We start from the raw sequence: 18463 nt of genomic DNA, 5'->3' as shown, positions 1-18463 counted from the left end.
ATCAATACTCTCAATATTGATCAATACTCTCAATATTGATCAATACTCCATATTTATATAACATGCCCGCCGGTGGGCCGCCGTCACCCGCCGATAAACGCCTCCGTAATTCTCGTCTCGACCTGCATCACCTGCCCAAGCCGCGTGAGCCGCCGCTTCACCGCCTCTCCGCGCACCGCGACGCTGGCCGACGTCAGATGCAGGCGCAGTTCTCCGCCGTCATGTTCCAGCCGCGTGCCGTCGAGCAGCGCGCTCGCCCCGCCGGAAAGTGAATACGCCAGACGCAGCGCCAGCCCCAGCGTCACCGCCCAACCAAACCACACATCGTCGAGCAGCGCCCGCGACGGCGCGACGAACGCCGCCGTCGGCTCAGCCTCGTACCGAACGGCCAGAGCCAGCGCCAGAGCCGCCCGCGCCTCATGGTCGAAGCCGACACCCTGTATCCACAGCACCCGCATGTAGGTCTGCTCAGCCCGGTATTCCGGGTGGTCGTGACTGCCCACGTCCGACAGGCGGCATGCCGTCATGCGAAGCCGACGCTCCCGATCCGTTTCACCGGGAAAGAGCTTTGCCGTCCAGGCGAAAAGCGCCTCCGGGAGGGCCTCGCTGCGGCCCAGACGTTGGCAGAGATCCTGCGCGACCGTTTCCAAAGGATCGAGAGCCTGCAAATCTGGCGCGACGTTCATCGCGTACCAACCCTCGCGCAGGCCATCGACACAGAACACGACGCGATCCGGTTCAACACGTTTCAGCAGCCGCCGCAGAACGGTGGCGGCGAATGGCACGTCGTCCAGCCGCTTACGCGGCGCATTCGGCAAACGTTCAAGCGCACGACGATTGGATTCGATCAGCCACCCCGTCATCTCCCGCGCAGCTGCAGGCGTGAGAGAGTAGTAGTGAACGATATTGAGCGGATAGTTGGTTCTGGCGATCTGCAGCCGCGCCAAAGCGCGAAATGCTCCGCCGACGAGATACAGCGTGCGCCCCCGCATGTCCCCTAACCAGTCAACCCAACTCAGATCGGCGTCGGCGATGCCCTTGGCGATCGTCAGATCGCCGCCGGACCGATCGCTCAGCCGAATCACGCCCAGCGGCAATGTATTCGCGCTCTCCCGCCCGTCGCCGTCGAGCCGGATCAGTTCGAGAGAACCCCCGCCAATATCGGCGACCAGTCCCGTCGCCTCCGGTATGCCGCAGCGCACTCCAACAGCCGAATGGTCCGCCTCTTCCACGCCAGAGAGTATGCGGATGGGCACGCCCGGCATCTCCCTGCGCAGCGCCTCCACAAAATCTGGTCCATTGGTCGCGTCCCGCACGGCGGCCGTCGCCAGTATCTCAAAAGGATCGGCGTTCATACTGCGTGCGATCGCGTGATAGCGTCGCAGAACCTCCACAGCCATGGCGACGCCTTCGTCATTCAGGCGACCGGTCATCGTAAGGCCGCGGCCCAACCGCAGAACCGCCTTCTCGTTGAAAATCGACACGGGATTTCGCGAGACCCCGTCGAACACGACCATCCTGACAGAATTGGAGCCAAGATCGACGACGGCGGATCGTTTCGGGGCTTCGGCCTGCATTCATGGTCCTCTGGGAAGGAAACCGTCCACACGAACAGGGAGCGTCGCGCGGTCTGACCCCGTCGCTCCGGTCAGGGTCTCCGCCGTATAGCCGATCCCGGCGAGGATGCGAAAGCCGTGAATAACTGATGCTTGCTCCGCCCCGGAACAATCCGCCGCGCGCCCGTCCCTGCATCTTTATTAATCCTTCAAGCCGCTCCGCCGCCGAGGTACGAACGAAACGTATGATCGTCCGCGCTTCATCACTGTCTCTCTAAAAAAGTCACGCAGGAAAACCAGAAACTGGCAGTCGATTTGCGTGTCGACGCGCTAACCGCGACGATCCGGAATCTGGTCTCCCAACAGCCCTGCAGCAACAATGTCCTCAGCGCGAGTGGGACCGACTCAAGAAATTTTCTTTCCAACCCTGCATGAAGCCGCCAAACCCTTCGCGACCACAGCCGTTAGTACCCAAGCCGCCCGGCAAATCGAGCATGGAATCCGCCGTCACTGGCGTCATACCCCGCCCTTCCTCATTGCGCCTGCCGCAGGAGAGCCAAAGCTCCGACTGAAAGACGCATCCGAGGATGCCAAGCGGCTAAGAACCTCTCGGGGAGCAACCCATGTCTGTCGCAAGAAAAATCGCATGTGGCACTATCGCCATCGCGGCGTCCGCCGCAACGCTTCCAGCTTCCGCCGCCACGCCGCAAACAGCTTCCGGTCACGCTGACATCCTTGTCCAGAGCAGCACATCGTGGAATGGAAAACCTTACGAGCATTATCCGACCACTGCGCCGGAATTGACTGTTCTCAAGCTGACGATACCGCCGAATTCAGCCCTCCCGTGGCATGTCCACCCGGTCCCCAACGCCGGCTACGTCCTACAGGGACAGTTGACCATTCAAGACAAGGCCAGCGGCAAGGAAAAGACCTTTCACACTGGTGAGGCATTCACTGAAAGCGTCGAGGACGCACACCGCGGCGTCTCGGGCGATCAGGAGACGGTGCTGATTCTCGTTTACTCAGGCACTAAAGGGCAAAAAACATCTGTTCCGTTGAAAGGCGAACAGACTGAATATTGACGCAGCATCACCTTCGAAGATGAAATATTCCAAAAATACAATAATATTTCATCGACAACATCGTTCTCTCTATCAATCGGCATGACGAAGGGGTTAAAGGCGAACTTCACCCCTTCTGCCCGGCTCCTTACGAATGAGCCACGAAAGCTCCACGCGTCGTTTCAGCGCGTGCGGCAGACACCGCAGGGCCTAAATTCGGTCAACACGAATGTCCCACAATCGTGGACTGAACATCAAAACTTTCGCCTCGCTTGCCGAACAGGGTCACCCAACCAAGGATCATAATCATGCCAGTAATTCTGATTACCGGAGCTGCGACCGGCTTCGGCGCTGAAAGCGCCCTGCGTCTGGCGGCGCTTGGCCACGAAGTTATCGCCGCCGTGCAGGTTCCTGCCCAAGTCTATGCTCTGGAACAGGAAGCAAAGCGTCGTGGCCTCGATCTGCGTATCGAAACCCTTGATGTGACGAGCGAGAGCGAACGACGCAAGGCCGCCTCATGGAACGTTGAAGTTCTCCTGAACAATGCGGGAATATCGGAAGGCGGCTCAGTGGTCGATATCCCCGAAGAAAATCTTCGCCACCAATATGAAGTCAACGTTATCGGTCCAACGCTGCTTACGCAGATCGTAGTACGCGATATGGTGAAGCGAGGTCGCGGTCTGGTCGTCTTCATGTCATCTGTCGCCGGCTTGACCACAGATCCGTTTGCCGGCGCATATTCTTCGTCAAAACACGCGGTCGAAGCAATCGCAGAGGCGCTGCGGCAGGAAATGCAGGAGTTCGGCATCGAAGTCGCCACGATCAACCCCGGTCCGTTTCTGACGGGTTTCAACGACCGAATGTTCGAAACTTGGAAAAGCTGGAGGGACGATCCGTCAAAGAGGTTGTTTGATTACGAAAACATTGCTTTTCCGCACGAGCAATATGATCAGGAACCCGTCATTGAAACGACAATCGGAGTGTTGACCGGGAAGATCCGCACATATCGAAACGTTGAGCCGAAGAAAATTGTCGACGAACAGCGCCAGATGATGGACGCCGTCTGGGATCGAAAAATCGAAGACGGCGTAGGAAAGCGAAACCAACTGGTTCAGAAAGCCTACGATATCTCACCCGGCGTACCGGTATAAATTTCCGCCCGGCAAGGCGATACCGCGACGATCAACGTCTCTTGTGTAATTGTTTCTTTATTAGGCAAATTCGCCCCCGACGCCAGACTTATACGGCATCAGGGACGGACGCTTTTATTCAGGCGGAAAGCGCCGCTGCAACATCCTCGGGCAGATCGAAGTTCGCGTAAACGTTCTGCACGTCATCGTTCTCTTCGAGCACGTCGAGCAACTTGAGCACTGAACGAGCTTTTTCCTCGTCGAGAGGAACAGAATTCTCTGGACGCCAGTCGAGCTTGGCGCTCTCCGGTTCGCCAAAACGAGCCTCCAGAGCGTCGCGCACGGCGAAGAACGCCTCGATCTCGCAGGTCACCTCATGCGTCTCCGCCGTGGAGACCACATCGTCTGCGCCGGCTTCGATCGCAGCCTCAAGCATATCGTCCTCGCCAGCAACTTTCGCCGGATAGGTGACGACGCCGAGACGCGCAAACATGAACGACACAGAATTCGTCTCGCCCAGAGAGCCGCCATATTTCGAGAATGCCGCGCGCACGTCGGACGCCGTGCGGTTGCGGTTATCGGTCAGAGCCTCGACGATCACAGCCACGCCAGCCGGGCCGTACCCTTCGTAGCGGACCTCCACGTAATCATCCCCGCCGCCAGCGCCAGTGGCTTTCTTGATCGCCCGCTCCACGGTGTCCTTGGGCATGTTCACTTCGCGCGCTGCGGAAATGGCGGCGCGTAGACGCGGATTGGAAGCCGGGTCAGGCAGTCCTGAACGCGCAGCCACCGTGATTTCGCGAATAACCTTGGCGAATTGTCTGGCGCGTCGGGCGTCCTGCGCGCCCTTGCGGTGCATGATATTTTTAAATTGGGAATGGCCAGCCATGCCGCCCTCACAGTCCTCGTCTTGAGCGGAGACCGTCGTCCGCTCGTCAGTGCCACAGGGAGCCGTCAGGATCCCCGATCAATATATCATGACGTTACCGCGCCACACGTTCAGCGCAGTTCGCCCGCCTGAAAAGAGGCGCAGCCAACCCTGAGTCAGTTAGCCCTGAGCGGGGCTAGCAGCAGTCAGGTCACACGTGGCGGCCATGACAATGCTTGTACTTTTTCCCTGAACCGCAAGGGCAGAGGCCGTTGCGCGGCGTCTCTCCCCAACTCGAAGGATCATCCGGCAGAATCGCGCCGGATCCCGGCGGCTCCATCGTCACGAGCGTCGGAGCCGCGTTACCGACCGACACCGCGACCGGTTCGGACGCCAGACCCGGCACGCCCGGATCGGGGTGAAACTCAGCGATATTAGCGGGCGGCTCGAAGTCGAGGGGCGGCGCCACCTCGACACGCGCGATAAGCGACACGACCCGTTCCCGCATTTCGTCGAGCATGAAAGTGAAAAGCTGGAACGCTTCGTGCTTGTACTCGTTCAGCGGGTCTTTCTGACCATAGGCGCGAAGCCCGATGCCCTGACGAAGCTGGTCGAGCGCATGCAGATGTTCTTTCCAAACGCCATCGAACGTCGTCAGCAGAATCTGCTTCTCGATGAAGCGCATGATGTCGGGGCCAAAGTTAACCGTACGAACGGCCTGCGCCTTCGCGGCCTCGTCAGTGATCCTTACGGCGACCTGTTCGCGGTCCATGCCGTCCTCACGCGACCAGTCGACAATCGGCAGGTCGAGGTTGAGGATACGCTGGACGTCGTCCTGAAGCTCCGTGCTCTGCCACTGCTCAGCAAAGGATTTTTCGGGAATCCGCCGTTCCGTCAACGCGTGGATCAGTTCTTCGCGCATCTCGCTGACTGTCGTGGCGACGTCGCTTTCCAGCATGTATTCGCGACGTTGCGCATACACTTCCTTGCGCTGGTCGTTCATGACGTCGTCGTATTTGAGCGTGTTCTTGCGCATGTCGAAGTTGCGCGCCTCGACCTTCTTCTGCGCGCGCTCAAGGGCCTTGTTCAACCACGGATGGACGATGGCCTCGCCCTCCTGCATGCCCATCTTCTGCAACATCCCGGTCATCCTTTCGGACCCGAAGATGCGCATCAGATCGTCCTGCAGAGAGACGAAGAAGCGGGAATTGCCCGGATCGCCCTGACGTCCGGCGCGGCCACGCAACTGGTTGTCGATGCGACGGCTTTCGTGACGCTCCGTGCCTATGACATAGAGTCCGCCCGCCTCGCGCACGATCTTCTGATTGCTCGCCACCTCTTCACGCAGCGCCGCAATCGCGGCGTCGCGCTCCGCAGGGTCCTCGATATGCGCCAGCTCCTGTTGGATGCGCATTTCGACGTTGCCACCGAGTTTGATGTCGGTGCCACGGCCGGCCATGTTGGTGGCGATGGTGATCGCGCCGGGCGCGCCCGCCTGGGCGACGATGGTCGCCTCCATCTCGTGGAACCGGGCGTTGAGCACGTTGTGCGGAACGCCCGCGCGCTTCAGTTCCCCGGACAGGGCCTCGCTCTTCTCGACGGAGGTCGTGCCGACGAGAATGGGCTGACCACCCTTGTGGATTTCCTGAATAAGACGAACCACCGCAGCGAACTTGTCCGCCTCGTTCAGATAGATCTCATCGTCTTCGTCCTTGCGGGCGACCGGCAGGTTCGTCGGAATCTCGACGACGTCAAGCTTGTAGATTTCCGCGAATTCGTCCGCTTCCGTCATCGCCGTGCCGGTCATACCGGACAGCTTGGGATAAAGGCGGAAATAGTTCTGGAACGTGATGGAGGCGAGCGTCTGGTTCTCCTGCTGAACCTCGACATGCTCCTTCGCCTCAAGCGCCTGATGCAGGCCGTCGGAATAGCGGCGGCCATCCATCATACGGCCGGTATATTCGTCGATGATGATGACCTTGCCGCCGCGCACGATGTAATCGACATCGCGCGCGAACAGCGTATGCGCGCGCAGGGATTGCTGGACGTGATGAACGACCGCGATGTTATGCACGTCGTACAGGCCACCCTCGGCAAGCACCTCTGCTTCCCGCAGCATGGTCTCGACACGGTCCGAACCTTCCTCGGTCAGGATGACCGTGCGGAATTTCTCGTCCTTGTCATACGTCGCCGCGTCACTGACCAGCGCTGCGACCACGGCGTCAACGCTGCGGTAGAGGTCGGAGCTGTCTTCAGCCGGGCCGGAAATAATAAGAGGCGTACGGGCCTCGTCGATCAGGATCGAATCCACCTCGTCCACGATGGCGTGGAAGAACGGCCGCTGGACCATGTCCTCCAGCCGGAACTTCATGTTGTCGCGCAGGTAGTCGAACCCGAACTCGTTGTTCGTGCCGTAGGTGATGTCCGCAGCATATGCGGCGCGACGCGCGTCGTCAGGCAGGTTCGGCACGATGACGCCGGTCGTCAGACCAAGAAAGCCGTACAACTGCCCCATTTCCTCGGCGTCACGCCGCGCGAGGTAGTCGTTGACGGTGACGACATGCACGCCCTTGCCTGCCAGAGCGCTGAGGTAGACCGCCAGAGTCGCGACAAGGGTCTTGCCTTCGCCCGTCCGCATTTCCGCGATCTTGCCCGAATGAAGCACCATGCCGCCGACAAGCTGTACGTCGAAATGCCGCATGCCGAGCACGCGACGCGAAGCTTCGCGGGCGACCGCAAAGGCTTCTGGCATCAGCGCGTCCAGCGTTTCACCTTTGGCGAGACGCTCCCGGAACTCCACCGTCTTGTTGGCGAGGGCGGCGTCATCGAGCGGCCTGATCTGCGATTCGAGCGCATTGATCTCCGGCACGCGACGCTGATAGGCCTTCAGCGAGCGATCGTTGGCGGTGCCGAACAGGGCGCGAGCGAGCGAGGCGAGCATGTAAACCTTTCCGGAACGGCGTGCGGACTGACCGCGCCCGATTTTCTCCGCGCTCCTGCCGAAGACGCTCAAGCGTCCCGTCGACGGGCCGTGGAAGACGAACTCAAGAATGCTGGCGGCGCACAGCCAACCACACGCGCGCAATCAGATAAGACCCGCGCCGTCACGGGTCAACCGATGGCCGCACACAGAAACGCCGCCCGCGCGGGACGACTGCGCGGCCATATGAATAGTCAAATACAGCCCGCGATATCCGCGGGGCCGCTCTTGCGACCACATCCACGGTCGGTCATGATGCCCGCCACTCGAATATTCAGGGTTTGTTCTTATGCGGTTCACCAGCCCGGCCTCCCTCCTCGCGACGGCGGCCCTGCTTGCTCCTTCCCTTCTGGGTCACGCCATCGCAGCTCCCGCCCCGGCGACTGCCCCTCCCGCTGCGGCGACCGCCGCCGCTCCAGCCGCTGCTCCATCCGATCCCAACATGGTCGTCGCCACCGTGAACGGCGAGAAAATCACGCTGGGCGACCTGCGTCAGGCCGCCGCCACCATGCCGGCGCAGCTCCGCCAGCTTCCGCAGAATATGGTGCTGCCAATGCTGGTGAACCAGCTGGTCGACCAGAAGGCGATCCAGATTATCGCCCATAAGGAAAACCTGCAGAACGATCCTGAAGTGAAGACGGCGATGGAGACGGCGGCGACGAACGCACTCCAGAACGCATGGCTGTCCAAGCAGGTGACGCCGCTTCTGACCGACGCGGCCATCCAGGCGAAATACGATCAGGACTACGCGAAAAAGGCGCCTGAGCAGGAAGTTCACGCCCGTCACATCCTGCTGAAAACGGAACCCGAAGCGCTTGACGTCATCAAGCAGCTCAAGGGCGGCGCCGATTTCGGCACGCTGGCGACCAAGCTGTCCACCGACACTGGCAGCGCCAAGAACAATGGCGGCGATCTCGGCTGGTTCAAGAAGGGCGACATGATCCCGGCGTTCTCCGACGCCGCGTTCTCCATGAAGCCTGGCACCTACAGCCAGACCCCGGTGAAAAGCCAGTACGGCTACCATGTGATTCAGGTGCTTGAGACCCGCACCGTCCCCACGCCGAAGCTTGACGAGGTCAAGGACAAGATCCGTCAGCAGCTGATCCAGGAAGACGTCCGCGCTGCCGTCAGCAAGGCCGCCGCGCAGGTGAAAATCGTCCATTACGGACCGGACGGAAAGGTCGTCCCCGACGCGCCGGCGACAGCGCCCGCCGCGGCTCCGGCGACACCCAAAAAGTAAGCTCCGATCGACTTTCGGCGACGTCTTCACGCCGCCGAAAGTTTCTGATCGAGTATGGGCACCGCGAGAATACGGCGCTTCATATGTTGCAAAGGGCGCCGTTTACGGCGCCCTTCTTGCGTTCCGGTCCGATTTGCCCACACCGTTTCACCCTGCGATGCATCTCCCCACGGATGCACGCTGTTTCCATTCTGCCTTGAGGTCCCTTTCGATGGCCAAACCTTTGCCGATTTCTCCCCTCGCCTCGCCCCTGCCGCCTCTCGGCGTTGTTCGCGGTGTCCGGCTTGGCGCCATCGCGGCGGGAATTCGCTACAAGGGCCGAACCGACCTCGTTCTGGCGGAATTCGACGAGGGCGCCTCCGTCGCGGGCGTCTTCACCAAATCAAAATGCCCCGGCGCGCCGGTCGACTGGTCGCGCGAGTCGCTGCGTAACGGCGTGGCGCGCGCGCTGGTGGTGAACGCGGGCAACGCCAACGTTTTCACCGGCCGAGCCGGGATCGAGACCTGCCGCCTGACGGCGGAGGCGGAAGCCGGTCTGGCCAACTGCAGCGCTCATGAAGTCTTCCTCGCCTCGACCGGCGTCATTGGCGAAGTTCTCCCTGCCGACCGAATCACCAACGCGCTTCCCGACCTGCGCGCCGCCCTGTCGGAAGACGGGTGGGAGGCCGCCGCACGCGGGATCATGACAACCGACACCTTCCCCAAAGCGTCCGTTCGACGGGTTGAGATCGGCGGCGCCGCAGTGACGATACAGGGCATCGCCAAAGGCAGCGGCATGATCGCTCCGGACATGGCGACGATGCTGTCCTTCATCGCGACAGACGCGGCGCTGCCCTCTGCCGTCCTTCAGACACTGCTTTCGGAAGGCGTCGGGCGCAGCTTCAACGCCATCACGGTCGACTCCGACACGTCCACCTCGGACATGGTGCTGCTGTTCGGAACCGGTAAGGCGGGTAATGCGCCGGTGACGAGCGCCTCCGATCCGGCGCTTTCCGCCTTCCGCGAAGCGCTCGACGCCGTGCTCCTCGATCTCGCCCTGATGGTCGTCCGCGACGGTGAAGGCGCCACCAAGCAGATCCGCGTCGCCGTGAAGGGCGCGGTCTCCGACGCTTCGGCGCGCGTCGTCGCCATGGCGATCGCCAATTCACCGCTGGTCAAGACAGCGATCGCAGGCGAGGACGCCAACTGGGGCCGCGTGGTCATGGCTGTCGGCAAATGCGGCGAACCCGCCGATCGAAACCGCCTCTCCGTTGCAATGGGCGGCGTGACCATCGCACGCGAAGGCGCTGTCGTCGCCGGATACGACGAAACCCCCGTCGTGGCGCACATGAAAGGGCAGGACATCGAAATCGACGTCGATCTGGGGCTAGGCGACGGCGTAGCGACAGTCTGGACGTGCGATCTGACGCATGGCTACATCGATATCAACGGCTCCTACAGAAGCTGACGCTTTCAAAGCTTTCCGACGAAAATCCGGGCGGTTCCACGGTCCCAACCAGACGATCACAGGAACCGATCCGACGCAGGATTTTCGTCCCGATCTCCGCCAGCCAAGGAACACGCGCATGTCCAACAGCCTGCCTCCCGGATGGGGTCACACAGGGGGCTCGCAGGGAAACGCCTATGGCGGCGCAGCGCCCGATCCATGGGCCGCTGCAGCGGGTCGTCCATATCCCAGCCAGATCTGGGTTTACGCCGGCTTCTGGGTCCGGGTAGGCGCAGCCCTGATCGATCATTTCATTCTCGGGCTGTTCAGCGCCGTTCTCAGGTTTTTCTCGGCTCCCGCCCTGTCGGTCGAATGGATGGGACACGGAGACACTCACTCCATCGACGTCGCCTGGCGGCCAGACGCTCAGGACGCGGCGTCCTCGTTCCTGCTGACCCCGCACATCCACGGAGAGCCCCTAGCCTGGGCGCTAACCACGCTGATTCCGTTGATCTATTTCGCGGGTCTGGAAGCCTCTCCGCTATGCGGAACACTCGGCAAGCGCGCGCTGGGTCTGAGAGTCTGCGACCCGAACGGAGACCGCATCGGGCTTCCCCGCTCGGTCGTACGGACGCTGGTCAAGACGTTCATATCTTACCCGTTCCTCTTCATCGGCGTCATCATGGTCGCGTTCACGCGGCACAAGCAGGGGCTACATGATCTGGTGGCCAACACCATTGTTCTGCGTGAAGAGCGTCCGACACGGTTTACCGGCCCCGCCTGAGCGGTCTCTGACCGCTCTCGGGGTTGATCGGGCGCGGCAACGCTCGTAGCCACGGTAAAGGACAGTCCGAAGGAGCAGGAATGATCGTCACAGCGCCCCGCAGGCCGAAGTTACGTCACGCGAACGCTACAGCGCCTGTCACGCGACGTATGGGACGGCTTTTCGGGATAGCGAGCTTCCTGCTTCTGACATTCGGCGCCCTGTCGCCGGCGCGCGCCGACGCGTCCGGCGCGACGGCTGCCTCTTCGACTCCGAGCGCGCCGTCAGGCGCCCTTTCGCCGAAAGAGGCGCAGGAGCTGCTCGGCGTCCTCAACGATCCAAAACAGCGGGACGCCTTCACGCACACCTTGTCGCTGATGGCGCGCGGAGCGCAGCAGACTGGCGCCACAACTGCGCCTGCGAAAGCCGGCGCGACAAGTTCCTCCATCGTGACCCCCGAAGCGGTTGCGTTGCACAGCGGCCTTTCCTCCCTTGGCCAACGCGCTCGGGCTTATGGCCGCAACTTCCTTGGTCTGTTCAAAGACCTGCGCAGCGTCGGCGTCTGGTTCGACCACCAGATCGCCAACCCGACGACACGGCAGGTGTTGATCGACGCATTCACCCGCGCCGGGTTAATCGTCGTCGTGGCGCTCGCAATCGAACGCGCTCTGGTGCTTGTGATCGCCCCGAGGCTGGCTGCCATAGCCGCGCACGCCGCGACGCGCGAGAAGCGACTCAACGGCTCGGGCGCCGACGACGATGCGGCAACACCTCCTGATAGAGAGGAGTCCGCTGCGGACAACGCCGCGCTTACTGACGCGCTCGCCTCAGGCGCCAGCGCGGGGACCATCGAGACTCTGCAGACACGCGCCAAGGACCAGCGCAGACAACGAGAAACACTGCGGTTCCTGAGACGCGCGCCATACACGCTCGCACATTTTTGCCTCAAGCTGACGCCTGTGGCCGTTTTCATGGGCGTCAGCTACGGCGGTGCCGAGCTGGCGACAAGCACGCCGCAGGCCGAGGCGACTACGATCATACTCGCCGGAGCCTATGCCGTCGCGCGCCTCTTGTTCGTCGTCGTCGAATCCGTTCTCGCTCCGCGCTCCCCCGCCATTCGCCTGGCCCCGGCAAGCGACAGCGTCGCGCGCATCCTGACACGGTGGTGGAATGTCCTGGTCGCGGCTCCGGCCGCCGTGCTTTGCCTTTCGAACCTCGGAGAACAATTCGATCTGAGCGATCAGGGTACAGAGGCTGTTATCCGCACTGTCGTTCTCGTCGAACACGTCATCATCGCAATCTTTATATGGCGCATGCGCCCGCTCATTACGCGCGCGCTCAACCGTCAGGCGCCCCAGACCCAAAGCCCGTTCTGGACGTTCGCCCTGACCCTTGCGAAAGCATGGTGGATCCCCGCGCTATTCCTAGACGCCGCTCTGTGGCTGGTCTGGGCGGCCCATCTACGGGGGGGGTATCTCTGGATTCTACAGACGCTCGGCCTGACCGTGGCGATCGTGGTCGCGTCTCGCCTGATCGCCATTCTCGCCTACGGCGCGCAGGACCGCCTGTTCCGCCTTTCGCCGGAGATGCAGGCCAAACGCCCGGAGCTACAGAAGCGAGCGGACCGTTACTACCCGTTCGTCCGAGCTGCGCTTACTGCGGCGGTCATGTTCGTGAGCATCGTAGCGTTGACGGAATCCTGGGGCCTCTCCACCGCCCACTTCTTCCTGTCGACGGATCTGGGCCGCCACCTGCTCGGCGCCGTCATCACGTTGTTTATAGCCCTCGTCGTCGCAGCCATCATCTGGGAGACGGTGAACGACCTGCTGAACCGTCAGCTCGAACGCTACAAAGAGAACGCTCAGGCGGCGCGCGCAACGCGCCTTCGGACGGTGCTGCCGATCATCCGCACAGTGCTGCTGACGATCATCATCATCATCGTCGTCGTGACGTCGCTGTCGCAAATCGGAATCAACGTGACGCCGCTGCTCACTGGCGCAGGCATCATGGGCGCGGCGATCGCCTTCGGCTCGCAAAGTCTGGTGAAGGACTTCATCACAGGCTTCTTCATGCTGGTCGAAGACGCGATCCAGGTCGGGGACTGGGTCACCACCGGCGGCGTTTCCGGCGTGGTGGAGCACCTTTCAATCCGCGCCGTGCGAGTCCGCGCCACTAACGGGGACCTGCACATCATCCCGTTCTCTTCGGTGTCGACCATCGCCAACACGGGCCGCGACTACAATCAGGTCATCATCCACCAGAAGATCGACCTGTCCGAAGACGTGGCGCGCGTCGTCGCCGTCATGGCGAAAGTCGTAGACGAGATGCGCGAGGAGGACGACTTCAAGAGCATGATCTATTCCGGCTACAATGACCTCGGCGTCGACCTCAGCGATGGCGACGGCACGGTCACGGTGGGATCGATCCGCACCGCCCCCATGATGAAATGGAAGGTGCAGCGCGAGTTCTATCGGCGTCTGGGCAACCGTCTGGTCGAGGCTGGCATAAAATTCTGCGTGCCGATGGCCTACACGGCCACACCGCCAGGCGGCGCGCTGCGCGTCGCGGTGGACGGTGGCGCAGCGACGACCCCGCAGCCGACAAAAAACACGTAAGCGAACGACACGCCAGACAGAACGGAACACGACAATGGCGAGGCTTGAAGAGCAAGGTGCGCAAGATGCGCTAGAGAAAATCGAAACCGCGACGCGCGGCGAGCATTTCGCCATCGTCCCGGCCAAGGACATGTCGTCTCTGCTTCACGCGTATGGACTGACGGACTGGGAAGGCTTCGCCGCAAGCTGGGACCGGCTCGGGGTAGATCGCTACATGGCCGATGGAGGACGATATCGGCGACGCCGACACGCGAATTTCGCGCTTAGCGGAGACTCCGTCGTGCGCAAGGCGCATCAGCCGCATTACCAGAGCCGCGATTACAACGCCCTGAACGGCGGCGTAGAGCGCTGGTTCGCGCCAGTCGAGCCCAGGATTGGCGAACACCCCGCCATGCACGCGACGCTTCGCCTGACGCGCCAGCTGGCTGACGACCTGACCCCGGAAGCGGCCCGCCCGCCCATCTGGCATGCCGAGGTTCATCAATTTCGCATTGAGACCCAGGAAAACCAGACGGGGCGGCCGACCCCGGAAGGACTGCATCGCGACGGCGTGGACTGGGTGCTCGTTTTGATGGTTCGACGCGAAAACGTGGCGAGCGGCGACACCACCATTCACGACCTTCAACGCCATAAACTGGGAAGCTTCACGCTCTCCGCGACCATGGACTCAGCGTTCGTCGACGATAACCATGTGTATCACGGCGTTACCCCGATCACGCCGGTCGATCCGTCCCGCCTCGCATTTCGAGATGTTCTGGTCGTGACGTTGCGCCATCAGTAACGCGAGACAAGAAAGGTCGATACGCTACAGCCCCGCGTAGTCAGTAAGGCCAGGCGCCCGAATAATGCGCCGCGTGCCAGCCAACCAGCAGCATCGCCGTCACAAACGCCATTGCCCCGACCATCTGAAGAAGCTCGCGGGCCGCGGCCATATCCATACGGGCGTCCGCAACCACCCGCGCAGAGGACACCTCTTCTGACGAATCTGCGGGCCGCATGGGAAGGTGGCTTACGTCACTGACGGCGTGCGGATGCGGCGGTGCGCTCACTGTCTGAGATGTTTCAACGCTCGGCTCTGCTATAACGCTTTCGTCGAGATGCCGATCCCCGGTCACCGCTGCTTGATCCATCCACCCTCCTCACTATCCGTGTCTGTCTGCTACATCGCGTCGCGGACATCATACGCAAAGCGGAGCCGCGACGTCACTTAACGTCGCGGTAAGCTAATGCATTTAGGCATGTCGGGTGAACTCATATTCCCGCTAGGCCGCCGTTAAAATGCGAAGCTCCGTGACCGCCCAGAAAGACACCCGCCGTAGCGGCCGGATCACGCTGAAAAAAATGTTGCTGCTGGCGTCCGCCATTGCATCCACTATAGTGATCGACGCAGAGGCCTCCGGCGCTCAGGCCCAGACAATCGATTACGACACGTTCGAAACGATGTTCGGAGAACCCGTGACATCTTCCGCGACCGGCAAGCCGCAGCGCGAAAGCGAACTTTCGGCAGATACGCAGATCATCACAAGCGACCAGATCTCCCGAATGGGCGCGAACACCATCCCCGGCGTCCTGCGCATGGTCGCTGGATTAGACGTGCGGCGTTACGGCATGATCGACGAGAATGTCTCAGTGCGCGGCAATGACGCCGCGGGCGGATCGCATACGCTCGTGCTTCTCAACGGACGTCAGGTCTACCAGGATGGTTACAATTTCATGGATTGGGGCGTGTTGCCCGCCGCCATTGGCGATATTCGGCAAATCGAAATCGTGCGTGGTCCAAACTCGGCACTTTACGGATTCAATGCGTCCGGCGGCGTCATCAATATCGTCACGCGCGACCCGTTATACGAAAACAGGAGCTTTGTAAGCGTCAAAGGCGGCAGTCAAAATTATTTTGGCGGCTCTCTGGTTCTCTCTCATAAATTCTCTGATTTTTTTGCCGCAAAACTCACTGTCGATGGAATGCGTTCGAAAGAGTTTACGCCTGGGAACGCCATAAATGTGACGCCCACTGTCATGACGTTTAAAACGGCGCTGGATTTGCGAGGAAAAATAACACCCAACATCGACTGGCTTTTCTCCGCTTCAGCCAGCAAGGAGCGACAGGCGTTGTGGCTGGATTTTGGCTCCTACGTTCACACGGAGCCGACGATGAGAAGCCTTATAGCTCGGATAGACGCCGACACAAGTTGGGGACTTTTCGAAATAAAAGCCTACAGCAACCGATACTCCACAGAAAACGACCTTGCTGTTTCAGCCCTTGGCGAGAATTTTCCGATAAATTTTGATTACACCACCACGACCACCGTCGTACAGGCTTCCGATATCATTGCTGTGAACAACGCTAACGATATTCGTTTGGGAGTGGAATACCGCAATACCTCCCTTGCAGCGAAATCATCAGGCCAATTGCTGGGGTCTCAGATCGAAAATCTTGCCGCAGCATCAGCTACCTGGACATGGCGCATCGCGCCGCGCCTTACCATGACGACGGCCTTCCGGCTCGACGCCCTGACAATCCCCACCCGATCGTCACGAACCATATACCCACGAATAAATTCAGATTCATTTCAATATATAGAACCAACTTTCAATACGAAACTTCGATATGACGCTGTCGATGCAGGCATTTTCGGCATTACTGTCGCGCGAGGAGTGCAATTACCCCCGCTGTTTGATTTTTCTCCAAGCACGATGTTTGGGCCGGTCAATTTTAAAAGCAATTCATCCCTTGTTCCTGCAACCACGATCAATGTCGGCGCCGATTACTCACACAGAATCCCAAAGCTCAACGCCAACTTCACGCTGGCGCTGTTCGCCCAAAGAACGAACAATATGCTCGGCACGCCTTTCGCAACAAATTTCACTTTTGTTCCTCCCGCGCAAATTCTAGTCAGCCCCCACAACTACGGGCGTGTGGATGATATCGGTGGAGAGGCTAAACTGGACGGAAAGACCGACTTCGGCCTGCACTGGAGCATTTCCTACGCAATGGCGTCGGTCCGCGATCTGGATCAATCGTCACCAATCAACTTTCAGCGACAGACACCCGTAAACAGCGTTATTGGCGGCGTCGATTATACGCGCAAAAAGTTCGAAATCAGCACACACGCCAGATGGCAGTCTCACTATCAAGATGTACAAGCCAATTTCAAAACCCTCAGTCTTGAAAATGCCATGGTCAAAAATTTTGTCACGATAAATGCACGAATCGCATGGAACTTTAGTAAACACTTTGTGATTTCATTAAATGGAAATCAACTCAACGCTCCGTCCCTTCGCACAACCGGAGGCATCAGGACTCAAAGGCAACTTATCGGCATGCTCAAGGCTGATTTTTAAATTTCGTACAAAATAAAAATATATCAATACCTACATGTGAGAAATTTTTATTGAAAACAAAAAAAATACACCGTAAATATTATAATATAAAACAAGAATTTCATAATAAATTACTTCGAAACCAACCTAAAAACAATACTCAATGAACAGCGCGCCGGAGCCGTCAAACCTGAAATTCATTTTTGACGCAACCGCCGCATGTATCCACGGTCATCAAAATCCATCCTGCCCCGCTCACACCACGTCAACAATATGCGGCTCTGCGAGTATCCCTCCGTACGCAGTCAAGCTGGAAAGTCGGCGAAGCTGCCTGACCGTGCTATGAAGCAGCACACGTTTCATCCCTGCAGGACGCCCATGAAAATCGCTCTCGGTCAGTTCGCCGCCACCCCCCGTTGGGAAGAAAATCTCGCCATCGCCATTGATCTGGCGCGGCGTGCATCGGCCGAAGGGGCACGCCTGCTGCTGCTACCGGAAGACATCCTGGCAGCCGACATGAAAGACCCGGACCTCACGCTACGCGCAGCCCAACAACTCGACGGACCGTATGTCGCTGGGCTGATCGCTGGGCTGCAAGGCCTCGACCTTATGGTTTCGGGATGCATTTTCGTTCCTGACGGAAACGGTCGCGTCTACAACGTCCATATCGTCGTCTCGGCGCACGGTCTGATCGGCGCTTACCGAAAATTGCATCTCTACGACGCCTTCGCCATGAAGGAATCCGACAGGCAGACGCCGGGCGCCGAAATCGCGCCGCTGATAGAGATCGGCGGGTTCAAGGTCGGCTTGATGACTTGCTACGATGTGCGTTTCCCCGAACTCGCGCGAGCGCTCGCGCTGAACGGCGCAGAATTGATAGCCGTTCCGGCAGCCTGGGTGCGCGGCCCCGGCAAAGAATGGCACTGGGAGGTCATGCTGACCGCCCGTGCGCTGGAAAACACGTGTTATGTGGCAGGCATTGGCGAATGCGGCCCGCGGAATATCGGCTGCAGCATGGTCGTCGATCCGCTCGGCGTTGCGGTTGTGCGAACAGGACAAGCCCCTGATCTTCTGTTTTGCGAAATTTCCAAAGAACGAATCGCTAAAACGAGGGTCGCGCTACCGGTCTTGCAGAACCGCCGTTTTGCAGACCCCGCGCTACGATAGTCGCCGACACCTTCCCCGACGTAAACGCGAGGCGACGGCACTCACGGCTCACCACGTACCTTGTCAGCCCGTTCGTCCGGGCAACGTGCAAACAAATAGTGATCAATTAACGCACTCCGCACCTGAACACGCGTGGCACACAGCTGAAACCGTCAGCACGTTGACGGCGCATGTCGGCGCCTCCTCGACATTACGCGCGGGCGCTTCTGCGCCACGTGATATCTCTATACGCGTTGATTTTCCGGGAGTTACTGCCGCGAACCCGTTCAAGTTCCGCTTTCGAACGCCAGTCCGCGAACGTCGGCTGACACAGTTCCTAATCCGGTGGGAGAACTG

The 18463-nt window shown here is 60.1% G+C and carries 13 protein-coding genes; 9 read left to right on the top strand and 4 right to left on the bottom strand.

The window, feature by feature from the left end; genetic code table 11:
* Positions 1-83: 83 nt before the first annotated feature.
* Positions 84-1577: a Ppx/GppA family phosphatase gene (locus tag HK28_RS08775; RefSeq protein ID WP_086644205.1), complete on the bottom strand. Its 1494-nt coding sequence runs from the start codon at positions 1575-1577 to the stop codon at positions 84-86.
* Between the two features lie 602 nt (positions 1578-2179).
* Between HK28_RS08775 and HK28_RS08770 the strand changes: the two genes are divergently transcribed.
* Both HK28_RS08770 and HK28_RS08765 read left to right on the top strand, forming a co-directional pair.
* Positions 2180-2638, top strand: a complete 459-nt coding sequence (locus HK28_RS08770; RefSeq protein ID WP_086644204.1) for a cupin domain-containing protein — start codon at positions 2180-2182, stop codon at positions 2636-2638.
* A 284-nt stretch (positions 2639-2922) separates the two neighbouring features.
* Positions 2923-3768, top strand: coding sequence for an SDR family oxidoreductase (locus tag HK28_RS08765; protein WP_086644217.1), 846 nt, complete (start codon positions 2923-2925; stop codon positions 3766-3768).
* A gap of 118 nt (positions 3769-3886) precedes the next feature.
* Here the strand turns inward: HK28_RS08765 and HK28_RS08760 are convergent, their stop codons facing one another.
* Together HK28_RS08760 and secA are read right to left on the bottom strand one after the other, a co-directional pair.
* Positions 3887-4636: a YebC/PmpR family DNA-binding transcriptional regulator gene (locus tag HK28_RS08760; protein ID WP_086644203.1), complete on the bottom strand. Its 750-nt coding sequence runs from the start codon at positions 4634-4636 to the stop codon at positions 3887-3889.
* A gap of 190 nt (positions 4637-4826) precedes the next feature.
* Positions 4827-7556 (bottom strand): preprotein translocase subunit SecA, encoded by a 2730-nt coding sequence (secA, locus tag HK28_RS08755; RefSeq protein WP_086644216.1) that lies wholly within the window; start codon positions 7554-7556, stop codon positions 4827-4829.
* Positions 7557-7884: 328 nt separating this feature from the next.
* On the opposite strand from secA, the gene HK28_RS08750 reads away from it, so the two are divergent.
* The 5 genes from HK28_RS08750 (at position 7885) to HK28_RS08730 (ending at position 14420) form a co-directional block, all read left to right on the top strand.
* The gene (locus tag HK28_RS08750) at positions 7885-8835 is read left to right on the top strand and encodes a peptidylprolyl isomerase (RefSeq protein WP_086644202.1); all 951 of its coding nucleotides are present in this window, start codon (positions 7885-7887) and stop codon (positions 8833-8835) included.
* Positions 8836-9046: 211 nt separating this feature from the next.
* Positions 9047-10282 carry a bifunctional glutamate N-acetyltransferase/amino-acid acetyltransferase ArgJ gene (gene argJ, locus HK28_RS08745; protein WP_086644201.1) on the top strand — a complete coding sequence of 412 codons (1236 nt, stop codon included), beginning with the start codon at positions 9047-9049 and terminating at the stop codon, positions 10280-10282.
* A gap of 118 nt (positions 10283-10400) precedes the next feature.
* Positions 10401-11045 carry an RDD family protein gene (locus tag HK28_RS08740; protein ID WP_086644200.1) on the top strand — a complete coding sequence of 215 codons (645 nt, stop codon included), beginning with the start codon at positions 10401-10403 and terminating at the stop codon, positions 11043-11045.
* Between the two features lie 80 nt (positions 11046-11125).
* A complete protein-coding gene (locus tag HK28_RS08735) occupies positions 11126-13639 on the top strand; it encodes a mechanosensitive ion channel family protein (protein ID WP_086644199.1) in 2514 nt (837 codons plus the stop codon).
* A 34-nt stretch (positions 13640-13673) separates the two neighbouring features.
* Entirely contained in the window at positions 13674-14420 is a 747-nt protein-coding gene (locus HK28_RS08730; RefSeq protein ID WP_086644198.1) for a 2OG-Fe dioxygenase family protein, read from the top strand.
* Positions 14421-14460: 40 nt separating this feature from the next.
* Here HK28_RS08730 and HK28_RS08725 read toward each other — a convergent pair whose 3' ends face one another.
* Positions 14461-14769, bottom strand: a complete 309-nt coding sequence (locus tag HK28_RS08725) for a hypothetical protein (RefSeq protein ID WP_086644197.1) — start codon at positions 14767-14769, stop codon at positions 14461-14463.
* A 211-nt stretch (positions 14770-14980) separates the two neighbouring features.
* Between HK28_RS08725 and HK28_RS08720 the strand changes: the two genes are divergently transcribed.
* The gene (locus tag HK28_RS08720) at positions 14981-16981 is read left to right on the top strand and encodes a TonB-dependent siderophore receptor (RefSeq protein ID WP_158093429.1); all 2001 of its coding nucleotides are present in this window, start codon (positions 14981-14983) and stop codon (positions 16979-16981) included.
* Between the two features lie 357 nt (positions 16982-17338).
* On the top strand, positions 17339-18127 hold the full coding sequence (locus HK28_RS08715; protein WP_086644195.1) for a deaminated glutathione amidase: 789 nt from the start codon (positions 17339-17341) through the stop codon (positions 18125-18127).
* Positions 18128-18463 lie beyond the last annotated feature (336 nt).

The organism is Acetobacter sp. DsW_063 (genome assembly GCF_002153745.1).
Lineage (GTDB): Bacteria > Pseudomonadota > Alphaproteobacteria > Acetobacterales > Acetobacteraceae > Acetobacter.
The sequence above is the reverse complement of the archived record's forward strand: the minus strand, read 5'-3'. Positions and strand labels throughout refer to the sequence as shown.